This window comes from Paenibacillus wynnii (assembly GCF_030812855.1).
Lineage (GTDB): Bacteria > Bacillota > Bacilli > Paenibacillales > Paenibacillaceae > Paenibacillus_AQ > Paenibacillus_AQ wynnii_A.
The window spans coordinates 170,223-191,438 of sequence record NZ_JAUSTK010000009.1; the positions used below are offsets into that span (position 1 = coordinate 170,223).

The 21,216-nt window shown below is 44.3% G+C and carries 18 protein-coding genes; 8 read left to right on the forward strand and 10 right to left on the reverse strand.

The annotated features are described in order from the left end of the window. Nucleotides 1-167: 167 nt before the first annotated feature. The 6 genes from J2T20_RS11805 to J2T20_RS11830 all read right to left on the reverse strand — a co-directional run bounded on the left by J2T20_RS11805 (nt 168) and on the right by J2T20_RS11830 (nt 7,631). Nucleotides 168-1,409: a Ger(x)C family spore germination protein gene (locus J2T20_RS11805; protein ID WP_307588510.1), complete on the reverse strand. Its 1,242-nt coding sequence runs from the start codon at nt 1,407-1,409 to the stop codon at nt 168-170. Then, entirely contained in the window at nt 1,406-2,512 is a 1,107-nt protein-coding gene (locus J2T20_RS11810; RefSeq protein ID WP_307588557.1) for a GerAB/ArcD/ProY family transporter, read from the reverse strand. Before J2T20_RS11810 ends, J2T20_RS11805 begins: the two co-directional genes overlap by 4 nt. Next, the gene (locus J2T20_RS11815; RefSeq protein ID WP_373457788.1) at nt 2,506-4,014 is read right to left on the reverse strand and encodes a spore germination protein; all 1,509 of its coding nucleotides are present in this window, start codon (nt 4,012-4,014) and stop codon (nt 2,506-2,508) included. The genes J2T20_RS11810 and J2T20_RS11815 overlap by 7 nt, the downstream gene beginning before the upstream one ends. A gap of 245 nt (nt 4,015-4,259) precedes the next feature. After that, entirely contained in the window at nt 4,260-5,258 is a 999-nt protein-coding gene (locus tag J2T20_RS11820; RefSeq protein WP_307588559.1) for a sensor histidine kinase, read from the reverse strand. Then, nucleotides 5,258-5,956: a response regulator transcription factor gene (locus J2T20_RS11825; protein ID WP_307588513.1), complete on the reverse strand. Its 699-nt coding sequence runs from the start codon at nt 5,954-5,956 to the stop codon at nt 5,258-5,260. The genes J2T20_RS11820 and J2T20_RS11825 overlap by 1 nt, the downstream gene beginning before the upstream one ends. Nucleotides 5,957-6,464: 508 nt before the next feature. After that, nucleotides 6,465-7,631 carry a phosphodiester glycosidase family protein gene (locus tag J2T20_RS11830; protein ID WP_307588515.1) on the reverse strand — a complete coding sequence of 389 codons (1,167 nt, stop codon included), beginning with the start codon at nt 7,629-7,631 and terminating at the stop codon, nt 6,465-6,467. Between the two features lie 160 nt (nt 7,632-7,791). Here J2T20_RS11830 and J2T20_RS11835 point away from each other — a divergent pair, with 160 nt between their 5' ends. After that, the gene (locus J2T20_RS11835) at nt 7,792-8,370 is read left to right on the forward strand and encodes a histidine phosphatase family protein (protein ID WP_307588516.1); all 579 of its coding nucleotides are present in this window, start codon (nt 7,792-7,794) and stop codon (nt 8,368-8,370) included. A gap of 338 nt (nt 8,371-8,708) precedes the next feature. Here the strand turns inward: J2T20_RS11835 and J2T20_RS11840 are convergent, their stop codons facing one another. Together J2T20_RS11840 and J2T20_RS11845 are read right to left on the reverse strand one after the other, a co-directional pair. After that, the gene (locus J2T20_RS11840) at nt 8,709-9,923 is read right to left on the reverse strand and encodes an SLC45 family MFS transporter (protein WP_307588518.1); all 1,215 of its coding nucleotides are present in this window, start codon (nt 9,921-9,923) and stop codon (nt 8,709-8,711) included. A 4-nt stretch (nt 9,924-9,927) separates the two neighbouring features. Further along, entirely contained in the window at nt 9,928-10,665 is a 738-nt protein-coding gene (locus J2T20_RS11845; RefSeq protein WP_307588520.1) for a glycerophosphodiester phosphodiesterase, read from the reverse strand. 246 nt (nt 10,666-10,911) lie between these two features. Here J2T20_RS11845 and J2T20_RS11850 point away from each other — a divergent pair, with 246 nt between their 5' ends. Further along, the gene (locus tag J2T20_RS11850; RefSeq protein WP_307588522.1) at nt 10,912-11,400 is read left to right on the forward strand and encodes an NAD(+) diphosphatase; all 489 of its coding nucleotides are present in this window, start codon (nt 10,912-10,914) and stop codon (nt 11,398-11,400) included. 78 nt (nt 11,401-11,478) lie between these two features. Here J2T20_RS11850 and J2T20_RS11855 read toward each other — a convergent pair whose 3' ends face one another. Further along, complete coding sequence (locus tag J2T20_RS11855) at nt 11,479-11,718, reverse strand: glutaredoxin family protein (RefSeq protein WP_307588523.1); 240 nt, start codon at nt 11,716-11,718, stop codon at nt 11,479-11,481. Further along, nucleotides 11,715-12,041 carry a bacillithiol system redox-active protein YtxJ gene (gene ytxJ, locus J2T20_RS11860; protein WP_307588524.1) on the reverse strand — a complete coding sequence of 109 codons (327 nt, stop codon included), beginning with the start codon at nt 12,039-12,041 and terminating at the stop codon, nt 11,715-11,717. Before ytxJ ends, J2T20_RS11855 begins: the two co-directional genes overlap by 4 nt. A gap of 661 nt (nt 12,042-12,702) precedes the next feature. Between ytxJ and J2T20_RS11865 the strand changes: the two genes are divergently transcribed. From J2T20_RS11865 to J2T20_RS11890, 6 genes are all read left to right on the forward strand, one after another. After that, nucleotides 12,703-13,155 carry a YhcH/YjgK/YiaL family protein gene (locus tag J2T20_RS11865; protein ID WP_307588526.1) on the forward strand — a complete coding sequence of 151 codons (453 nt, stop codon included), beginning with the start codon at nt 12,703-12,705 and terminating at the stop codon, nt 13,153-13,155. Nucleotides 13,156-13,421: 266 nt separating this feature from the next. Next, the gene (locus J2T20_RS11870; RefSeq protein WP_307588528.1) at nt 13,422-14,951 is read left to right on the forward strand and encodes a response regulator; all 1,530 of its coding nucleotides are present in this window, start codon (nt 13,422-13,424) and stop codon (nt 14,949-14,951) included. Nucleotides 14,952-14,968: 17 nt separating this feature from the next. After that, nucleotides 14,969-16,768: a sensor histidine kinase gene (locus J2T20_RS11875; RefSeq protein ID WP_307588530.1), complete on the forward strand. Its 1,800-nt coding sequence runs from the start codon at nt 14,969-14,971 to the stop codon at nt 16,766-16,768. Nucleotides 16,769-16,788: 20 nt separating this feature from the next. After that, complete coding sequence (locus tag J2T20_RS11880; protein ID WP_307588532.1) at nt 16,789-18,330, forward strand: response regulator transcription factor; 1,542 nt, start codon at nt 16,789-16,791, stop codon at nt 18,328-18,330. Nucleotides 18,331-18,445: 115 nt separating this feature from the next. Further along, on the forward strand, nt 18,446-20,140 hold the full coding sequence (locus J2T20_RS11885) for a sugar ABC transporter substrate-binding protein (RefSeq protein WP_307588534.1): 1,695 nt from the start codon (nt 18,446-18,448) through the stop codon (nt 20,138-20,140). Between the two features lie 89 nt (nt 20,141-20,229). Beyond that, entirely contained in the window at nt 20,230-21,198 is a 969-nt protein-coding gene (locus J2T20_RS11890; RefSeq protein ID WP_307588536.1) for an ABC transporter permease, read from the forward strand. The last annotated feature ends 18 nt before the right edge of the window (nt 21,199-21,216 follow it).

Consider the following 21,216-nt stretch of genomic DNA (forward strand, 5'->3'; position numbering starts at 1 on the left):
GCCTGTATACTTCCGGATATATGCTTATAAGCACACCATGTAAGGATACAACCGTACCACAAGCAGTGCCGTTTACGTCCTTTCCCTCCCAGCTGTTTGCATCCCCAATAAAAAGCAATGGTATAGAGAACAAGAATTATAACTATTCTCATACATGCACCTCAATCCTACTCTATGGACTTAAAGGATTTGTTGCTTAAGCCCACCCGGACAATCTTTATCTCTACATGGGGGCGAATTTCAATCTTTTGAAAAACGGTATCCCAGCTTTTATCTTTTTCGATTTGCTTCCAGTGTTTACGGTCGCTGCGGTGAATCTTTACAGCAAAGCGCGTGACGTCGGCGTTTAACTTCTTAACAGCCTGCCATGAGTTTTCCATTAGACCCAATATGTTTGATTCGACGGTTTGTTCCATTTGCGAAATAGCAGCCCGCTTATTCAAATCCATAACGCTACCCAGCTCTGTCAGCACACCAGTGCCTTTTACGCTTACATCCATGATGTAATGGTCTTTTGCCCATATGGGATGAATAGTAGTCTTGGCTTCTTGGAGAATAAGTGAGGCATCAGGCTTCTGGCTCACTTTCGGTTGCGAGGCGAAGGAAAGAGTAGCCCTCTGGATCTGATTGGTTAAAAAAGATAAACCTAAGGCTTCCTTATCGGACAGCCAGCCTACCATACGTTCTCCCTTAATAATGCCAAGTTTCCCCAGAGCCAGCCGGGAAGGCAGATCCGTGCGGTTGGTTTCGGTGAGCTCATTCATAACCTCTTTGCCCGTAAGGCGGATTTCCGGAATAACTGCACTTTTGGATTCAGAGGATAGGGCCATGGCTAACTCATACAACCGGACACCTGGATAAAAGGAGACCAATTTGGACTCCTGCTCGATCATCAGCTGTATGCCAACCCCCTGATTCTTGGTCAACTGCATTAACTGATTTATAATGTCGCTAGCTTTGCCTTGAGCAATAAATACATAGACGGTTTCTCTGGCATCCTGCTTACGTAGAAATATATCAATTAATTGGGTAATGCCGCCCTTTCGTGCCAATTTTTCTCCAAGGACAGTAATTCGCGAGTGGGAGAAGAACATTTCCCGAGAGCTTGTCATATTGGTTTTTTCGATGGCGTCCATAATCGTTTTTCCCTTTACCGTGAAGGTTAAGAAAGGAGGGGCACTCAAGCTGGCGCCTCCACCTCCGCCCGAACTGCTGGAGCCGGCGAAGGGGTTGATCACCTGATAGGTGGCTACCCATTGATTGTCCTCAAAGTCGTAGCCCGAAGCTGATGTTATTCCCAACTCATTCAGCTCCCGGTCGTCCCAGCAGCCGGTTAACAGAGTGGATAGAACAAAGAGACATAGCAAACAACAGATAAACTTGTTTCCTGAAGTAGTTTGTTTACTCATGTTTCACACCCATTCTTCTTGGATTTAGACTGACGAAACCGGTGAAGTAATATAATGGCCAACGGAAGGAGCGCGTTGAACAGAATGAAAACCAAATAACAGGCTTCATTGCTGTATGCATTAAATTTAGCCGGGTCATGCCAGGTAAACAGGCACTCTAAAGCTATCACCAGGCCGAGTGCCCCGATATATGGTGTGCTGCCCTTGACACGAAATGTCTGCTTAAAACACTCTACGGTAGCAAATAAGAAAATCGAAAACTTAAGGTAGATGGACAATACCCAATAGGAGATGAACAAGATATCCATTCGCTCGATAAATTTTCCGATATGAAGAACGCTGGTAGTCGAAAAACCTGGATAAGTGGTCAGCTTGATATAATCAGGCCCAAAGACCAACAGGCTTGTAATCACAGAAAACATCAGTAATAGAGAAACTGAAAGAAGACCCAACCAGCCAATAAAACGGGCCTTCTGCGGAGATTTCAAATACGGGGCAAGAAATAGCAGAACGGCTACCTCTGACAACCATGAAATGGGTGTCAAACTACCGAGTGTAAACTCCGCAACGTTATGGTCAAATAGTGGAAGGAGACGATGAATATTCAAGTTTCCGGATAATCCAATCAGATAAAGAGGGGTAAAGAACACTAAAGGCATGATAACGATGCTGTTCACTCTGGCAATGGACTCTATTCCCTGCTTCACCATATAAATCGTTATCAACAGAATTAGGAGAGTTAATACAGTAACTGGGGTATTTAATAGCACGTTATCCTTAATGAAATTTACGAATTCGCGCAAAATTCCAGACGATGTAGACAGATAGAACTGGAGCAGCAGCAGGCCCAGAACGGTAGCAATCAGGGATGAACTTTTTTCTCCAATCCAATCCAGAAACGGTGCACCGTTGTTAATTCGAATGACTGTTCCAACAAGTGCTGCAATGCCTAGCCCGACCAGAGCGGATAAAATAATGACAAAAGGTGCGTCCTGTTCCGCATAATTACCGATAATGCCGGGAAGCACCACAGTAACCGTTGGGAAAATAGTATTCACAACTAACATAGCAGCTTGAATGGAGCCGATTTTTCCGTTTATGATGGATCATCTCCCTGCGGCTTTTTGTTTATTTCAACGGGTTGAGGTTTCTGATTGGGAGCTTGTCTCCGTGTTTCTTTGCCTAAATTGTTCTTAGGGCGGATAGCCATGTTCCATAGGGGTACACGAATGAATACATCCTTGAGATAGCGCGGAGTCATAGGGGCAACTGGAGACAGGTAGGGAACCCCGAATGAACGCAGTCCTGCTGTATGGATGAGCAGGACGATCAGAAAGGACATTATTCCGAATAGACCCAATGAGCCTGCAATTAGCATCATGACAAAACGGATGAGACGAATTGAATTCGCAATCGCCAGTGACGGAATCACAAAGTTGGAAATGGCGGTGAAGGAAACAATGATTACCATTGCAGCTGATACTAGCCCGGCTTGAACGGCGGCTTGTCCTAGAACGAGAGCTCCGACGATGGAAATCGCTGGACCAATGGTGCGGGGCATACGTACTCCGGCCTCTCGAAGAACATCAAAGGTTATCTCCATCAGCAGTGCTTCCGCCATTGCCGGCAGAGGTACACCTTCACGCTGGGAAGCCACGCTGATGAGCATTGTTGTTGGAAGCATCTCTTGGTGAAACGTAGTTACAGCAATATATAAAGCAGGAAGCAGCATGGATACAAAAAAAGCAGAATACCGGATTAAACGTAAGAAGGAAGAAATATCAAAACGCTGATAGTAATCTTCACTGGATTGGAAGAAGCTGAAGAAGGTAGAGGGAGCCAATAAAGCAAAGGGTGTTCCGTCAACAATAATACCGACCTGTCCTTCCAGAATGCCTCCAGCCATGGCATCAGGACGCTCTGTATTCTGGATGGTGGGAAAGGGAGTCAGTCCACCGTCCTGAATGAATTCCTCAATGTAATTACTCCCCAGAATACCATCCGTATTAATGGAATCCAGGCGGCGGCGAATTTCAGTCAGCACCTGCTCACTAGCCAGGCCCTGGATATAAATGAGGGCTACCCCCGTTTGGGTGCGCTGTCCTATTTTATATTGCTCGATTCGCAAATCCGGTGTTTTCAGTCTTCTGCGCAGCATGGAGGTGCCTGTACGCAGGCTCTCGGTGAAGCCTTCCTTAGGACCACGAATTACCCCCTGGGAAGTAGGTTCGTTGATGCTCCTTTTTTCCCAACCGGAGGTGTCGGCAGCAAGGCCTGTACTAATCCCGTCCAAGAGAATGAGTGTGTAGCCCTCAAATAGCAATCCCAGCATATTTTCGATCGTTAGGCATTCTTTGACGCCACCCACCGGCAGCATCTGATCTTGAATCAGGGAAATGGCTTGCGCGGCAGAAATGGAATCGGACTCCGAGGTGATGTTTTCCATCAGCGGTTGTAGTACGCCCCGGTTTAATGTTTCGGAGTTAACCAAGCCGTCAATATATATAAAAGCCATAGACAGAGAGTTTAAGGATTGGTTAGTGAACTCCCTGACTACAACATCGGAGCTTTTGCCGATACGGCTGCTGATCTCCTGTAAATTCATTTTCAGTGAAGAATCTAGCGGTCTTGGAGCTGGGACGGAGTTAACGGGAGCCTCGATAAGGGGCTTCTTGTGGTTTGACTTTTGTTTGTTGTTCACACGTAATCCTCCGTCCTGAATCAATAGTTGTCTTAGTATCCCCTAGGTTTTGATCCTTATTCTTCCTGATATACATAAATTAAGGGTACTCCTGTCTGAATCAGACTTGGAGTACCCTTATGCGTTATCTATTCATTTGTGCTTTTCTATCATTCTTGTATTTTGCGTGTGCTAATGAAAGTGAGCCGCAGAATGGTCCCTTCCCCGGGCCTGGATTGAAGCTCCACCTTATGACCGAGCCTAGTGCAAATCTCACGAACCAGATACAAACCCATGCCGGTGGATTCATGATACTGTCGTCCGCGTTCTCCGGTGAAATAAGGATTAAAGACCCGTTTAAGATCTTCGGGAGAAATACCGATTCCCTGATCCGTAATTTGGAGGATGGTATCCGTTCCTTGAGAATATGAAGTGATCGTAACGGATTTATTTGTTCCCTGCGTATAATTCACTGCATTGGTTAAGATTTGGCTCAGCATGAACCGAAGCCATTTGGCGTCGGTGTACACTGAGAGTTCCTCATTAATCTGTATTACCGGGCGTATCCCTCGGCGGATAAAAAGTCTGCGATTCTCGCTAACCGCCTCACTCACTGCCTGACGCAAGAAAGTGGGCTCAACGTGGAAGTCATCCTCAAACCGGTCTAGGCGTGCGGTATATAAGACCATCTCCAGTCCTTTGCGCAGCCGCTCCAATTCTTCCTGAATGCTGTCGGCAGCGGCATCCTCCACATCCTGCAAGGTAAGCTGAATGACAGAGAGAGGTGTCTTCATCTGGTGCACCCAGCGATTAATGAATTCGATATGCTGATCCATACGCCGTACCTGTGTGTGTAGCTGTTCTTGATTGTGTTGGTCGTATCTGCGGATGAGTTCATCCATGGCTTCGGGCAGCGGGGCGGTTCCGAGTGAAGACCGATGATCGAGCCGTGCAGATTCAGGATGGCTTAGTCTTTGGTATAGTCTATAATGTTGAAGGTAACGGAAGCCAAGGTATAAAGCAAGAATAACAAAACTAAGTGTCATTCCGTACAAAATAATACGGATAGGTCTGTTCTCCCCTGACAACCAATACAGCAGAGGGACGAGCACGGTTTGGGCCGCATAAAATAACAACAAAGGCAGCTGATTCTTCCAGAAGAGTCTCATCATTCGTTGATGCCGCTTAGGCTTAGGCGGTAGCCTGCGCCTCTTATGGTCTCTACAGCCTCTTCAAGTCCAAGATCCTTAAGTTTCTTGCGAACCCGGGTTATGTATACGTTCAATGTATTATCATCAATAAAATGCTGGTCCTCCCACATCAGATCAAGCAGCCGCTCCCGGCTAACGACACGACCTTCCTTCTGCAGCAAAGCCTCAAGCAGGAGGGCTTCCTTCTGAGTAAGCTCGGCTGTTTCTTCATGATATTGAATGACTAATCGCTCGGGATATAGGGTTAGACTGCCGGATTGCAGCTTACGCTCCTCCTGATTCTGGGCATAGGAGCCATAGGCTCTGCGCAAGTGGCTGCGGATTTTGGCCAGCACAACCTCATAGTGAAACGGCTTAGTGATATAGTCATCCCCTCCGTTCTCTAAAGCCATGACCTGATCCATTCCACTGTCTCTTGCAGAGATAAACAATATGGGACAGAGGGACAGGCTGCGAATTTGCCGACACCAATAGAAACCGTCATATTTTGGCAGGTTAACATCCAGCAATACCAGCTCAGCAGAGCTTTCTTGAAAGCTATCCAGCACAGCGCTGAAATCTTTAACAATTACTGTATGATACTCATATTTAGACAGGTAAGCACTAAGCAAACCCGCAAGCTTGGCGTCATCCTCGACGATCAGAATGGTCTCCATGTTATCACTCCTCTCCATATAGCTACAGTATCACGGGCAGGGGAAAGCATGCAAAACTAAGGGGAAGCCATGTAATAGGCTTTTCGAATTTACAGATAGTTGCACAATGTACACTTATTTAAAGTAAAACAACTAACTTAGGACGTTTAAGTGCACAATGTGCAACTAAATAGAGGTTATATCGAAATCTCAGCCGTACATTGGGGATATAATTGTACAGAGTGCAATTAAACGGTTAAATTCGGTGAGCAAAGCGATTTTAATTGTATAAAATACACTTAAATCTGCACACCCACATTGGTTACTCTTACTTAATAGAGCGTGCCTCACACGTACGCACTTGCCCACACGCACGAGCGCACACTCTCACACGAAAAGTACGCACTTGCCCACACGCTCGAATCAAACTCACTCACTCACTCACTCACTCACTCACTCACTCACTCACTCCCACACAAATCCGCTCTTACACACTAATGCATATCTCTTCAGGTAGACTTCAGACTTCCTATTGATATTTTACCACGATGGCGTTGCTGATTTGGCGACCGGGTGTCGTAAGGTACTTACCGTTATAGTACAAACCGCTAGAGGCACCACCGTCTAGATTCATGGCCTGATAAGCCCCGGCTTGCTTCATGATTTCTGCCAATTGCGGAATAGTAGCGCCGCTTGAGGTTAGCAGAATCAGTTTGTGGTCCCGTGTCAGACCCAGTGCACTGCGCGCGCCGCCGCCTGTCAGGATTTTGGGGTCTTTGAAACCTTCACCTTTCACATCGAGCGATATCTTTCCGTCAGTGAGCAGACGGGGACCCGCCTGCAGCCCGCCTTCAATCGAATTCGCTGCGAATTGATCCTTGAAGTCCAAGCCGGGAATAAGTGCGGCCAGATGATTCTTGTCATAGGTAAAAATCGCCCGACGATCCCCAGAGCTGTTCTTCAGCATTTTTCCGCCGCTGACAATATAACCATAGGGTGCTTTATAATCTCCTTTGGTATAGGCATCAAAGAATGTGCCGTTGATGGCGACAATGGCATTATTGCGTTTTGCCAGACTGCTAAGCTCCTCAACCTTGCCTACCGTATTTCCTGCCAGTACAACGTCGAGCTTAACCTTCGGATGCAGGAGGGCAATGGTTACTGTTTGCACACTGAAGGAGCGACTACCGACTTTATAGTTTTTTTTACTACTGACAATCGCCTGTGATTCTTGTGGGATAAGCGCCCCTGCAAGGACAGGTAAAGTCGCAGATGTATCTCCACTCTGAAGACTTAAAGATGATGCCATCGCGTTCCATTCCAGCTGCATACCCAGCGCCTCACTAACAAAAGAAAGCGGAACATAAGTAATACCGTTATCGCTAAAGGCAAGATCTGTGAGTGAAACAGGCTTATCATTGATGTAGGCGGTGGCTTGGCCCAAATATAGAGTGAGCTTGATGTCTTTTTTTACAATATCCATTCGTTTCTCGGCCGGGTTCCAAGTCGTAGTTATACCTGCATAACCGTTCAAGAAGCGGAAGGGGATGAAGGAATGGTTGTTCTTATCCACAAACACAGCATTTTTAACCATGGGTGTGGCTGCGTAAACGGGAGAACTGGGAGAAAAACCTGTGCTAATCATAATAATAAGAACAGCAATAACCAGAAACAGTTGTGATACATGTTTTTTCATAATAAATGAAAGCTCCTTTTGGCATAAAAAGTCTGCGGGATAATAATCATGCTTTTTATATTAACATATGATCGAGGGCTGGAAATTCCTATTTATCCCACGCTTCGTTTATAATAAGAGAAAGTATCATCCTATAACTGGAAAAAAGGCGGTTGTAAACTTGACTAAGATAGGCTTAATTCGGCATGGAAGTACCTTTTGGAACAAGGAGGGCCGTGCACAGGGACATACGGATAATGCATTGGACGAGGAAGGCAAGCAGCAAGCGGTTGCTATTGCAGAACGTTTAAGCGGCGAGCAGTGGGACTTCATTTATTCCAGTGATTTACTTAGAGCGAGACAAACCGCAGAGATCATTGCAGAACGATTGGGCATTGAAATTGCAGGGACTTTGCCAGGCATCCGTGAGATGAATGGCGGTTTAATAGAGGGAACAACGGAGGCGGATCGGATCGAACGGTGGGGCAGCGCTTGGAAAACCCTTGATCTGGGGATGGAAACTCCCGAAGCGGCTAGGATTAGAGGCAGTCAGACTATTAAGGACATTGCCGCCAAGCACCCGGGAAAAAACATACTGATTGTGAGCCACGGAGCCATTCTTCGTCACAGCCTTAGAGAACTGGTACCTAACCTCAGCGTGGATGAAGTGTTGAAAAACACTTCGATTACCCGGATTAATCAACACGAAGGAGCTTGGAGCTGTGAGCTGTATAACTGCGTGGAGCATTTGGATATCTGAGCCTCTGAATAGTAGCAGTCAAGGCTAACCAGGTAAATAAAAATACCCCAGCCCGGCGGAATATCAATATTCCACAGGTTGGGGTATTTTGTTGTCCATCGTTACAAGAGAATAAAGGTTCTGGCTGTCATGTGGACTACAGATCCGTTATTTTCGTGCAAAACAGGAATGAGAAGCAGAAGTGGACACAGGAGACGCTATTCCTAAATATAAGCTCTTAAATAGCTCGATTTCAGCTCAATAGTGAATTCTGTGTCCGCATAGATGCGAAATGGGGCGTTTTGAAGTAAATAAGGTCTTTAGAGTCATTAGTATTCTTATCTAGCAGATCCTTCGGCCTATGCGCCCGGAGTATGGAAACGACTCGCAGACTTCCTCCGCCCCGTCATCATAATGAGGCATAGGAGAGCTACAACCATACTGATGGACGCTACGTAGAATAGGATAGAGTAATCGTACTGATCTATTAATAAACCAAGCATAGGGGGCGAAGTAATCGCCGCGAGTGAAGACACCAGATAATACATACCCGTACGAGTCCCTATACTTTCTTCTGTACCTGTAGCCACAACATAAGGGTAGGAATTAATATTAATACATGCCCAGAATAGCCCTCCCAGCAGAAGCAAACTCCGCAATACGAGCAGATCTTTGGCAAACCCTACGAGTGAATAGACGGCGATTAGACCGCATACTCCGAGGATAATCATTTTCTTTTTCCCAAAACGTGCCCCAAGCCAGCCGCTCGGAATGGCAAACAATACGAAAGCTAAAGAGAAGAAGGTAAGGGAGAAGGATGCGGCCTGCTCGCTCAGACCCAGATGATGTTTGCCGTATAGAGTGAACAGGGTCTCTACACCTTGATAAGCCACGAACCAGAAGAAAATAGCCGCCAGCAGCCATCCGGTCGTACGGTCGAGTTGTCCCCTGAATGAAATACGGTTGGGTTGTACGTTTGCCTCTGTGACCGCCGTTTCCTGCCCTTGGTTCACACCATCCCGATGCTCCTTAATGTACCGCGAGACGATAAACAGGCACAATAATGTAATCACACCAGCCACGATAAAAGGCAGAGCAGTATTTGCTTCGTAAAGGATTGAACCCACACCAAAGGCCAAAATGGCGCCGATACCGCCCATAAAATTGATAAGTCCATTAGCCTTCGTACGATGAGTATCGGGTGTAATATCGGGCATTAGTGCAACGGTTGGAGAGCGGTACAGACTCATAGCCAGATTCATCAGCATCATATACAGCAGCAGCGTAAAAAGTCCGGTATGAAACGGAATCAGCATAGTTAAGACAGCAGCCAACGGCATTCCGATCATGAGATACGGCATTCTCCGACCTAGACGGGTGGAAGTTCGGTCACTTCGGTTGCCGATCCATGGCTGCAGAAATAATGCGAAATAATTATCAATGGTCATCAGGAAGCTGATCAGAGCAACGCTGTGCACGTATTGTTCCAAGAAGAAAGGCACAAAGGCATTATATAAGCTCCAAGTAATACTAATGCTGAAAAAGCCAAAGCCCAGCAGCCAGACTTTTTTCACGCCGTCACACTCCTTCAGCAGCCAGAAGTTTGGCCAACACATCGGGATAGTCCGTGATGATTCCGGATACACCTGCCTCTAGAAGAACCTTCATCTGCTCTGGATCATTTACCGTAAAAGGATGATAATCCACACCGTGTTCTGCAGCCCCATACACAAATTCAGGTAGAACTGCATAGTGGTATGCGTGCAGAGCCGTTGCTCCAATCGTAGCAGCGTAATCCCAGGGACGATACAACCCTTCCATATATAAAATTCCGGTGCGGATTTCCGGGGCCAGAGTATTGCAATAAGCCAGTGAATAATGGTTGAAGCTCGACAATATGACTTGCTCAGACATGTTAAAAGCTCTGACGGCTTCGATCACCTTTTCCTCCATGCCCGGGTATAGAAAGACGCCGTTCTTCAACTCAATGTTGAGGATGATGTCCTGTCCCTGCAGCAGTTGCAGCAAGTCCTCCAGAGTTGGCAGGGTCTCGCCGCCGAAGTCTTTGCCAAACCAAGATCCGGCATCGAGCCTTTGGAGCTCTTCGAGCGTCTGATCCTTCACATAACCGGTGCCGGTAGTCGTGCGCTCCAGCTCTTCATCATGGATGAGGACAAGCTTCCCGTCTTTGGTCATTTGAACATCCGTCTCGATGCCTGTGGCGCCCAGTTCAAGGCTTCTGCGAAAGGCTACCATCGTATTCTCCGGACATACTGCGGACGCACCCCGGTGCGCAAAATTCACAATTTTGTTCATTGATTTCTTGTCCCTCCAACTCATCGTTTATGGTTGCCTCTAGTTCAGGCTCCCCTTCTAATTCCACACCCAACAAAGAAACCCTGTCCGAAAAAACCAGAGGAACTTCATTTCTTCAAATTTAACGCAGCGATTACACTGTAAAAAACAGGCGATGCCAAAACGACATCAGCGTAATTGTACCGGCTTCTAAAATTGGTTAAAATTATAGCTGGACTTATTATCCATACTGGAGGGGAAAGCAGCTTGAGACATTGTCATGAATGCGGAACAAAGTTGGTCGATAAAGAATGTGACGGGGAAGGTTTGATCCCTTATTGTGATCACTGCGCTTCCTATAGATTTCCTATCTTTAGTACAGCGATCAGTACGGTTGTTATGAATAGAGATATGAATAAGGTTCTTCTAATTCAGCAATATAATCGGCCTTACTACATACTGGTGGCAGGTTATATTAACAAAGGGGAAAACGCTGAGGAGACTCTTATCCGCGAGGTCAAAGAAGAAATTGGGCTGGAAGTTGTAAGTAGTGAGTACATGCGCAGCCTATATTATGAACCTTCAAATACCCTAATGATCAATTATATAAGCATTGTGGATTCTGAGGATTTAAGCCAGGTCAGCTCGGAAGTGGATACAGCCGTTTGGTTCACTCTGGAGGAGGCTGCAGCTTCAATTAAAAAGGATAGTCTGGCCGAAACCTTTTTATTAGCGGTTATTAAGAAGCTGAGCTGATTCATGGTTTTAATGAAAAGAGCAGAGCCCTTGCAGAACATTCTGCAGGAACTCCGCTCTTTTTTTGCTAGTTACAATTTATACAGCCGCTTGAATTAAAGCCTGGATCTCATCGGCATTAAATCCTTTTACGACCACGTCTCCAGCAACGGTTACGGGAACTCCCATGAATCCCAGTTGCTCGACTTCCTCTTGATACTGTGTGCTAGTCATAACATCTCTTACTTCAAACGGAATTCCTTGTTCCGTCAGCATTTTTTTTACCATAGTGCACTCACTGCAGCCGGCTGTTGAGTAGACAATTACTTGCTTGCTCATGCGTTCACAGCCTCTTTAATAGCGGACTGGGTGATTTTCCAGTGGGAGGTGTTCCAGCGTACTTCGCCATCTTCCAGCAGGAAAATTTGCGGGGATTCATGCTTGATTCCGAAATCATCAGCAATTTGCAGTGATAAAGGACGATCTTCAATAACATGGACGATAGCCGCAGACGTGTCCGCATCCTTCAGGAATGCCTGGAACTCATCATGAGCCTTGGCGCTGATCGGACAAGTGGTACTATGTTTGAACAGCAGGTGCTTACCGGGCTGGTCTAGAAATTGCTGCAAATCTTCTGGGGTATGAAGTTGTTTAATGGACATATTATCACCTTCCTGAATATGATTCTCTTATTGTGGAACTGTACTGATGATTGTAGCATAGTTCAAAATTAAATCAATTACAGTACATGAAAGTGTTACTCTGGCTGATTATGGTTACTTGAAAGGAAAGGAAGAGTGTGGTGCAGAGGAGTATGTAGTGGAGTGTAGAGTAGTGAGAGAAATGTAGAGGAGTGTGTCGTGAAGGGAAAAGGAGTGTGCGGACGAAGGTGCTATTCTCTTACACAAACTTTTTGACGCTACCAAGCAGATGCGGAGGTAGTGAGTGAGATAGATGTATTTTATACACTTATTTCTGACTTTTGGCGCTCGAATGTATGGATAGATGTACTTTGTGCAACTAAACACACGAATATGCCGGTTAAGTCCATGAATACCAAAAAATAAGTGTATTCAGTGCAATTAAACACCCCACAGTGTGCTAAGGGAGAAGGATAGTTGTACTTTGTGCAGTTATCTGCGAAAACTAGGGGCCGTGATTTAAATTGTACTCCTTCAATTACAGCACACGTGAAAAATGGCATAGACCAAACCTTAATAAACCCTTATTATGAATTATATAAACATTTATAAACCTATATACACCTATACGTACCCGAAAGGGCGTAATAGCTGAACATCACATTTTAGGGGGATTACCATAGTGATCGTAGATTCTTTAACACATCTGCTGGAAGACGAGGCTGCTTTCGGACCAAAGATTCAAAGGGGACTGCAATTTTTACGCGACACGGATTTTACTGGGAAGGTAGCGGGACGTCATGAAGTGGACGAAGAACTCTTTTATTTCATCAATGAGTACGAGACAAAAGCTGCTGAGGAATGTTTCTGGGAAGCGCACCGAAAGAATCTGGACCTCCATTATATTCTGGAAGGTAAAGAGAAAATCGGGTACGCTGCGATTGAGCGTCTTAATGTAAAAGAAGAGTACAGTGATGAGAAAGATGCCGTATTTTTCACTGGAACTTTAGAATCCACAGTAGCTGTATGCTCCGGGGATCTAGTGATCTGTTACCCGCAGGATGGGCATATGACGGCTGTTATGGCTGGTGAGAAAGAAGCTGTTCGTAAGGTTGTATTGAAAATTAAGATCTAATTTTGTGGGAATTGAACAAGAGAATCGCCTTTTGAAATGGTGGGTTAGACCCTCTATTTTGAGGCGATTTTTTGTTTTATAAGGAAAAGACATCAGATCCGTTAACATAAACTGGCCGCATTTTTCGATTCCACTCTACTATAAAAGTATGGTAGCATGAGTGATATCTTATTTTCGACGAGCCGCGCAAGTCTACCTAACTCATATTGGAAGCGGATACATAAATATGATTCGAAGTCAATCTAATGTTAAGGGAGGGAATGGAAATGATGAGAGTGATGCTCGTGGATGATGAGCCTTGGGTTCTTGAAGGATTAACCACGATGATTGACTGGGGGAAGTACGGCTTTGAAGTTTGTGGAGAGGCGTTAAGCGGCCCGGATGCATTGAGACTGATACAGGAGCTTAAACCTGATTTGGTCCTTACGGATATCCATATGCCGGTGATCAACGGTCTTGAGCTAATTACAAGAATCAATGAGCTGATGGCCAACCCTCCCAAGTTTGTGATCCTCAGCGGATATGATGATTTTAAATATGCCAGAATTGCGCTCCGTCAGAAGGTAAATGAGTATTTACTAAAACCGATTGATGATGAGGAAATAGAGGCTTTATTGGGCAGGCTCAGTACCGTTATTCAAGATGAAATGGCCTTGCAAAAGATGGTTAACAAGAGGCAGTCTTTGGTAGTGAACAGCCTGATTAACCGTTTCATTCAAGGGGAGCATGATGACAATTTGGAGCTTCAAGCCCGGAAGTTAATGAACCTTCAGGACGAAGCCGAACTACTGTGTATAGTTATGGGTGCAAATCCTTTGGAGCAGCAACTAGAAGATTATTTCCCTAGAGGTCTGGCTTGTTGCTTTCAGGATGGAACCGGGAAAACCGGCATTCTAGTTCAATCAGCTTCGATTACCCAGGACAGTCTTGAACTTATGGTAACCGAGCTTCGCAGAGCTATCATGGAATGTTCGCAGGAGCCGGCAATCCTTGCAATTAGTGAAAGAAGGATCGGTGTTCAGGGCATCCGCAGAATCTATCTACAGTCATTGGAAATATGGAAACAGAAGAGAAATCAAGAGAAAAGCGGGATTTTTTATTATAGTGAGATACCCAAAACCAAAAAGAATGATGACCTTCATGAGGAGAAATTCAAACAGCTGTTGGATAGGGTTATAGCTCACGATACGGAACGAATAGAATCTGGTGTGAAAGAGGCCTTTGCGTCCTTTGCCGAGAACCTGTTGACGAATGAGGTTGTACAGATCTATGTGGCCAACTTGGAATTGACCCTTTGCAGGCTGATTGCGGAGATCAATGGTGAGCCGAATCGCATCATGAATACATTGCAGTTGGAGTATGGGAATTTGGGAGATCAGAATGACTATACAAGACTAAGCCGGTATGTGGGTAGATTGTGTGCGCTGGCGGATGGCTATTTATTTGAATTGAAGCAGCATAATGAAGGGAATACGATTTTTAATGTGATTCAGTATGTGGATCGCGAATTTCGCACTAAGCTGCAGCTTCAGGATTTAGCCAGACAGTTTCATATGAACTCCACCTACTTGGGACAGTTATTCAGAAAACATGCCGGGCAAAGCTTCAGCGAATATCTGAACGAGAAACGGATTGAGGAAGCTAAAAGCCTGCTGAAGAGAACACAGCTGAAAATATCCGATATTGCAGTACAAGTGGGGTACCCGAATACAGACTATTTTATAGATAAATTTAAGAAGATCGTCGGGGTAGTACCCTCTGTATATAAAAATACAAGCCAAACCAAGCAGCTATAGGGGAAGAAAGGTGCTCTATGAAGATCAGAAAATTTAGATTTGGGAACATCGTCAATAACATTCCGCTGAACTATAAATTTTTCCTCATTTATTTCGTAGGTGTACTTCTTCCGATTATGATCATCAACCTAGTCTTCTTAGATCAGATAACCGATTTGATTAAGTCAAGAGAGCAGCAGAACCTAGAGATCTCTTTAGAGAGAGCTAGAAAAGATATTCAGGATTTTATTGAGGGAGGGGTGGCGGTCAGCTACGCACTATCTACCGATAAGAACCTATATGAGATGCTTGACCGGACGTATAAGGACCCTTTGGATTTCTACGATACCTTTAACGAACAGCTAAGGGACCGTATGAGCAGCTATATGCCGGTAAATAATCAAATTCAGCAGATTAGTGTATTTACGAATAATAACTCCATTGTTTCCGGGGGCAATTATCATATCCTCAATCCGAAGCAGTTAGAAAGTGACTGGTATAAGCAGACCCTGGCTGATAAAAGCCGTCTTTTTGTTACCGCTTACCGTTTAGCCGAGACCACCAATAAATCCTCTACAGCACCCTATCTGAGTGTAATTGAAAAAATGGACAACTATGAATCTTATAGTACGTATGAAAAGCTGCTTAGAATTGATTTGGATCTGAGCAAAATCTATGACTACATTGTTAGAGAGAAGGATTATTTAAGACTGTCCCTGGTCAATGAGCAGAACCAGATTATTATGTCAGCAGAAAGCGGTTATCAGAGGGGAACGAAGGAACCCTATCCTGTATTCGAGCTGCCCAATGATAAGAACCAAGAGGACGTTCATGTAGTACCCATAGGCTCAGCAAACTATATTAAAGGTTGGCGTATTGTTGGAGTTACAGAGGGAGAGCGTATTTCCCAAGCCATTCTGGAAATGAGAGTGTATGCGGGAATTCTGGCCTCCACTGTAACCTTGCTCACCTCTATTTTTATATACATCATGTTGAGATCTTATAATTATCGGGTGAAGCGGCTGTCGAGACATATGCACAAGGTGACGAATGAGAAGTTCGATTTAATTCAGATCGACGAAGGCCGCGATGAGATTGGCGGATTAATTCAGAATTTCAACATGATGACCTCCCGTATGAATTCACTAATTAATGATGTCTATAAGTTGGAGATCCAGAAGAAGAATTTGGAGATGGAAAGGGTGCGGGCCGAACTGAACTTTTTACAGAGTCAGATGAATCCGCATTTCTTGTTCAATACGTTAAATGCGATCCTTGTTGTGTGTACCAAAAATAATTACTCCGACGTTACAGATATAATAAAAAGTCTATCCCGATTGCTCCGGAGGCTGCTTAGCTGGAAGGAAGATCTCGTATCCCTTCAAGAAGAAATGACGTTTATTGAAATGTATTTGAAAATTGAGAAGTTCCGCTTCAGAGACAAGTTTGAATATCAGTTCGAGCTTGATGAGCAGTCGCTTCAATATAAAATCCCGAAGCTCAGCATGCAGCCTTTGGTGGAGAACTCCTGCAAGCATGGCCTGCAGACGGTGGAGGGACTTGGAATTATTAAAGTGAAAACTTCCGTACGGGAAGCCCGTTTGCATATCACGATTTCGGACAATGGGAAAGGCATGGAAGAAAATCTGCTGAAGGAAATAATGTTCTCTGTTCGGAATGAGGGTCCCTCCGAGACAAATATCGGAATTCGAAATGTATACCGAAGACTGGAACTTTATTATGAGGATCAAGTACGTTTCGATATCAGTAGCAGTCCCAATCAAGGTACTGTGGTCTCCTTTGACATTCCGCTAAGGCTGCTGGAACGGATAAATTAGTATCGGAAAGGAGAAAGACCATGAAATTCAAAGTTTTATTGATAGATGATGAGCCAAGTGCCCTTGAGGGGCTGCAATTATGGATTAATTGGGAAGAACTTGGCTTTGAAATATGTGGTACCTGTAGTAACGGTGTTGAAGGATTGAAGCTGATACACCAGTTTGGACCGGATCTGGTCATTACAGATGTGAATATGCCGCTGTTGAACGGGCTGGATATGATTGCGGCCTGGAAGCAAGAGAATGTGAAGGACATTAAATTTGTTATATTAAGCGGTTATAGTGAATTTGAATATGCAAAGACAGCGATACGCTACGGAATTAACCATTATCTGTTGAAGCCGATCATCCCTGAAGAAGCCGAAGAAGAGTTAAAGGAAATATATCTGGAGCTGGAACAAGCCCTACAGAAGCAGAATCTGAATCAAAGGGCCACATCGGAACAGGCGGTTACCCTTATAAAGGGACTATTGAATGAGAAACCGGAGGATAAGACAGACCTCACGGTACTTACCGAATTATCCGCAGGCAGATTGGATTGGAACTTTTGTCTGATCCAGACGGTGCCCGGAATATATGCTGAGCTAAGAGGAAGAACGGCGTCCATTGTAGCTGAGGAAAGTACCATGTTTCTCATTGATCTGGAGCCCAATAGTTTCGGAATTGTCTATGGACGTTCCTCTTCGGATTCTAACGAGAATACCAATCTTTACTATGCCTTGAACCAACTGCAGCAGATGTATCCAAGAGAGCATTTGCTTATTGCAAGAGGTGCCTCTGTGGAATCCTTGAGCAGTATCTTGAACAGTTACCGTACCGCCAAAGAAGCGTTAATGCACTATTTTTACGATCCGGCTACTCCCGGTATTCTATCCTATCAGGATATACACCATATGCCCTTCAATTACCACTATGATCAGATGCTACTTATGGACGACATGATTAGACCTATTAATCTGCTGGACCAAACAGGCTTCAATCAAGCCGTGGATTCGGCAGCCAACAGTTTTCGAGAGATGCTTATTGCTCCGGAGGTAGTGAAGAAGATTGTCATTCATATTGTTTACAAAATTATAGACTATACCCGTGAAGCTAGCGAAGTTCAGGTAGCGACTTTACTGAAGAAATTTAGAATACCCGAAATATTTGATTCAATGGTTACCTTGGATGCTTTAATGAGCAACTTATTAGCTTGTGGCGAGGAGTGTATTCATACTTTATTGCTGGAACAAATGAAAAGATCGCAGGGTATCGTGAAGCAAATAAATGATTATATCCAGGAGCATTATCGCGAGGGGCTTACGATAAAGAAGCTGGCTGAGGTTTTTTTCATGCATCCGGTCTATTTGGGCCAATTATTGATTAAGAAGAACGGTATTCCTTTTAATGAGCAGCTTCACGATCTTCGAATCCAGGAAGCAGAGCGTCTGCTTCAGCTAAATAAATTAAAAAACTGTGAAATTGCCGAGGAAGTGGGTTATTCCAATTACAGTCAGTTTCTCAAGCAATTTGAAAAGAAGATGAAGATGTGCCCAAATGTATATAAGAATGCCAAGACCTAAACTTTTTTGGGGTACTCCTTTAATTAGGTCGTATTTTCGTTAAACCATCACTTCTATAATTAGGGTTGTAAGGGCTTACATCATTGTGCAACACCAAAAATATTGGAGGTGCTTTATGGGGGGCAAGTCAAAAGCAAGGTTCAAGCTTAGTTTGATTGCGTTGTTAGCATTAAGTTTTACCCTATCAGGATGTGGTGGGAACAACAAGACGAATTCTGAAAGCAAAGGGAACACAGCAACAGCAACAGCTGCAGCGAATAGTGACAGCAGTAAGGTGGAGCCATTCGACATCAGTGTCTTTATTGGTCAAGCTGGCCAGCAGCCGACTCCGGACAATAAAATTTACAAAAAGATTAAAGACGAATTAGGAGCTACCTTTAATTATGAATATCTGGCAGGCGATCTCAATCAGAAGCTTGGGGTTATGATTGCCGGTCAAGATTATCCAGATGTAATGACTGGGAATACAAAATTGACAGCAGCAGGTGCTTATATTCCGCTTGAGGACCTGATTGAACAACATGCACCGAATTTGAAAGCGCATTATGCGGACTATTGGAACATGATGAAGGATCCAAATGATGGACACATCTATATCCTGCCGAACTATGGTGTCTACAACGGTAAAGTAAACAGTACTTATTATAGCGGGCCAGCCTTCTGGATTCAAAAGGCGATCCTGAAAGAATTTGGCTATCCGAAGGTTAAAACACTGGATGAATATTTTGATCTCATTGCCAAATATAAAGAGAAATATCCAACCATTGACGGAAGCCCTACCATCGGATTTGAAATCCTTAATAATGACTGGAGAAACTGGGGACTGTTTAATGCACCTCAGCATCTGATTGGTCATCCTAATGATGGCGGAGTTGTAGTTAAAGATGGCGTGGCGGAAATTTTTGCCGATAAAGATTACGCTAAACAATACTACCAGAAGCTTAACGAGGCTAATGAACTGGGTCTGATTGACAAAGAAACCTTCGTACAAAACTATGACCAATACATGGCTAAATTGTCCAGTGGTACGGTTCTGGGTATGTTTGACCAACATTGGAACTTTGGTGCTGCAGAGGATTCCTTAAAGACTCAAAAGAAGGATGAAAGAACCTATGTAGGCCTTCCTCTTGTGTTCGATACCAATACAAAGGACTACTATCGTGATCTTCCGGTTCTTAATTTAAATAATGGCTTTGGAATTAGCGTGAATGCCAAAGATCCGGTAAAGATCATCAAACTGCTGGATGCGCTTATGGCCGAGGATTGGCAGAAGACACTCGCCTGGGGTATTCAAGGAGAAGATTATGAAGTCAATGAGAAAGGCAGATTTATCAGAACTCAGGAACAACGGGATAACGCAGTGGATTCAACCTGGATATTGGCTAATAAGGCCAAGACGATTGTTGACTTTGCACCGAAGCTTGAGGGTAGCTATAGTGATGGGAACTCCACAGGTGCGGATTCTCAGATTGAAGAATATCAAGCCGGACTGAAGCCTTATGACAAGGAAATCTTAGATGCTTACGGATTCAACAGTTACGTTGATTTCTTCAGTGAGCCACCAGCGAACCCTGTGTATTATCCAGCCTGGTCTATCGATCTAGTGGAAGGTTCCGAGGCTAAAGTCGTGAATACGAAACTGAATGATTTGTCTACAAAGTTCCTGCCAAAAGCAATACTGGCTGAACCAGCAGAATTTGATTCAGCTTGGAGCGAGTATGTAGCACAGATTGGTAAAGTTAACGTGAAGGCTTATGAAGATAAAATCAATGAGCAAATTAAATGGAGAATTGATAAGTGGAGTAAATAAGCAAAAGATTCTTTAAACAAATCAGAAGGTGGAGGGCAGTGCCTTCCACCTTCTGAAATATAAGCATTTGGTGGGGAGATCAACTATATATGGATGAGACCTTAGCGAGAAAAAAAGTCGTCCGGCATCCTAAGAAACCAAAGAAGCAACCGATCACTTGGTCGATTATTAAAAGCCAAAACCAATTGATATGGATGTCTGTGCCGTTATTGTTCTATATTATTCTTTTTGCCTACGTTCCTGTATGGGGATGGACTATGGCCTTTCAGAATTACAGACCGGGACGCCCTTTTAGTGAACAAAAGTGGGTGGGCTTCGATCAATTTAAGTTTCTTCTTACCGATGATAACTTCCTAAGAGTATTACGGAATACACTTGCTATGGGTTTGATTAACATGATCCTCGGCTTTGTGACTGCGATTGTACTGGCACTGTTATTGAATGAAATTCGGAAGGTATTCTGGAAGAGAACCGTACAGACCATTTCCTATTTGCCTCACTTTCTTTCATGGATCATAGTTACCGGGATTGTGGCTACTTCGTTGTCAATCAATGACGGTATCATCAACATCGTTCTAATGAAACTGCATCTTATTCGTGAACCGATTCTATGGCTTAGTGAAGGGAAATACTTCTGGGGCATCGTAGGGGCTTCACATGTATGGAAGGAAGTCGGATGGAACACAATCATCTATCTGGCGGCTATCGCTTCTATTGATCCTGCGCTATATGAAGCTGCTGAAATTGATGGAGCGAATCGCTATAAGAAAATGGCGTTTGTTACCTTACCGGGCATTAAAGCAACAATCGTGATTTTATTGATAATGTCCGTGGGACATGTACTTGAAGCTGGATTTGAAGTGCAGTATTTGCTGGGCAACGGTCTCGTTGTAGATTGGTCGGAAACCATTGATATTTTCGTTTTGAAATACGGGATCGCCCAAGGGAATTATTCATTAGCCACTGCAGGTGGTATTTTCAAAACGGTCGTTAGTATAACTTTGCTGCTGTTGGCGAACTGGACTGCTAAACGGCTTGGGGAAGAGAGGCTGTTATAAACATGGGAACTGAGCAAG

What these genes read in the sequence shown, in the direction of transcription:
- J2T20_RS11805 (WP_307588510.1), bottom strand. Translation starts at nt 1,409, where the DNA reads ATGAGTAAACAAACTACTTCAGGAAACAAGTTTATCTGTTGTTTGCTA.
- J2T20_RS11815 (WP_373457788.1), bottom strand. Translation starts at nt 4,014, where the DNA reads ATGAATTTACAGGAGATCAGCAGCCGTATCGGCAAAAGCTCCGATGTT.
- J2T20_RS11820 (WP_307588559.1), bottom strand. Translation starts at nt 5,258, where the DNA reads ATGAGACTCTTCTGGAAGAATCAGCTGCCTTTGTTGTTATTTTATGCG.
- J2T20_RS11825 (WP_307588513.1), bottom strand. Translation starts at nt 5,956, where the DNA reads ATGGAGACCATTCTGATCGTCGAGGATGACGCCAAGCTTGCGGGTTTG.
- J2T20_RS11830 (WP_307588515.1), bottom strand. Translation starts at nt 7,631, where the DNA reads ATGAAAAAACATGTATCACAACTGTTTCTGGTTATTGCTGTTCTTATT.
- J2T20_RS11845 (WP_307588520.1), bottom strand. Translation starts at nt 10,665, where the DNA reads ATGAACAAAATTGTGAATTTTGCGCACCGGGGTGCGTCCGCAGTATGT.
- J2T20_RS11855 (WP_307588523.1), bottom strand. Translation starts at nt 11,718, where the DNA reads ATGAGCAAGCAAGTAATTGTCTACTCAACAGCCGGCTGCAGTGAGTGC.
- ytxJ (WP_307588524.1), bottom strand. Translation starts at nt 12,041, where the DNA reads ATGTCCATTAAACAACTTCATACCCCAGAAGATTTGCAGCAATTTCTA.
- J2T20_RS11870 (WP_307588528.1), top strand. Translation starts at nt 13,422, where the DNA reads ATGATGAGAGTGATGCTCGTGGATGATGAGCCTTGGGTTCTTGAAGGA.
- J2T20_RS11875 (WP_307588530.1), top strand. Translation starts at nt 14,969, where the DNA reads ATGAAGATCAGAAAATTTAGATTTGGGAACATCGTCAATAACATTCCG.
- J2T20_RS11880 (WP_307588532.1), top strand. Translation starts at nt 16,789, where the DNA reads ATGAAATTCAAAGTTTTATTGATAGATGATGAGCCAAGTGCCCTTGAG.
- J2T20_RS11885 (WP_307588534.1), top strand. Translation starts at nt 18,446, where the DNA reads ATGGGGGGCAAGTCAAAAGCAAGGTTCAAGCTTAGTTTGATTGCGTTG.
- J2T20_RS11890 (WP_307588536.1), top strand. Translation starts at nt 20,230, where the DNA reads ATGGATGAGACCTTAGCGAGAAAAAAAGTCGTCCGGCATCCTAAGAAA.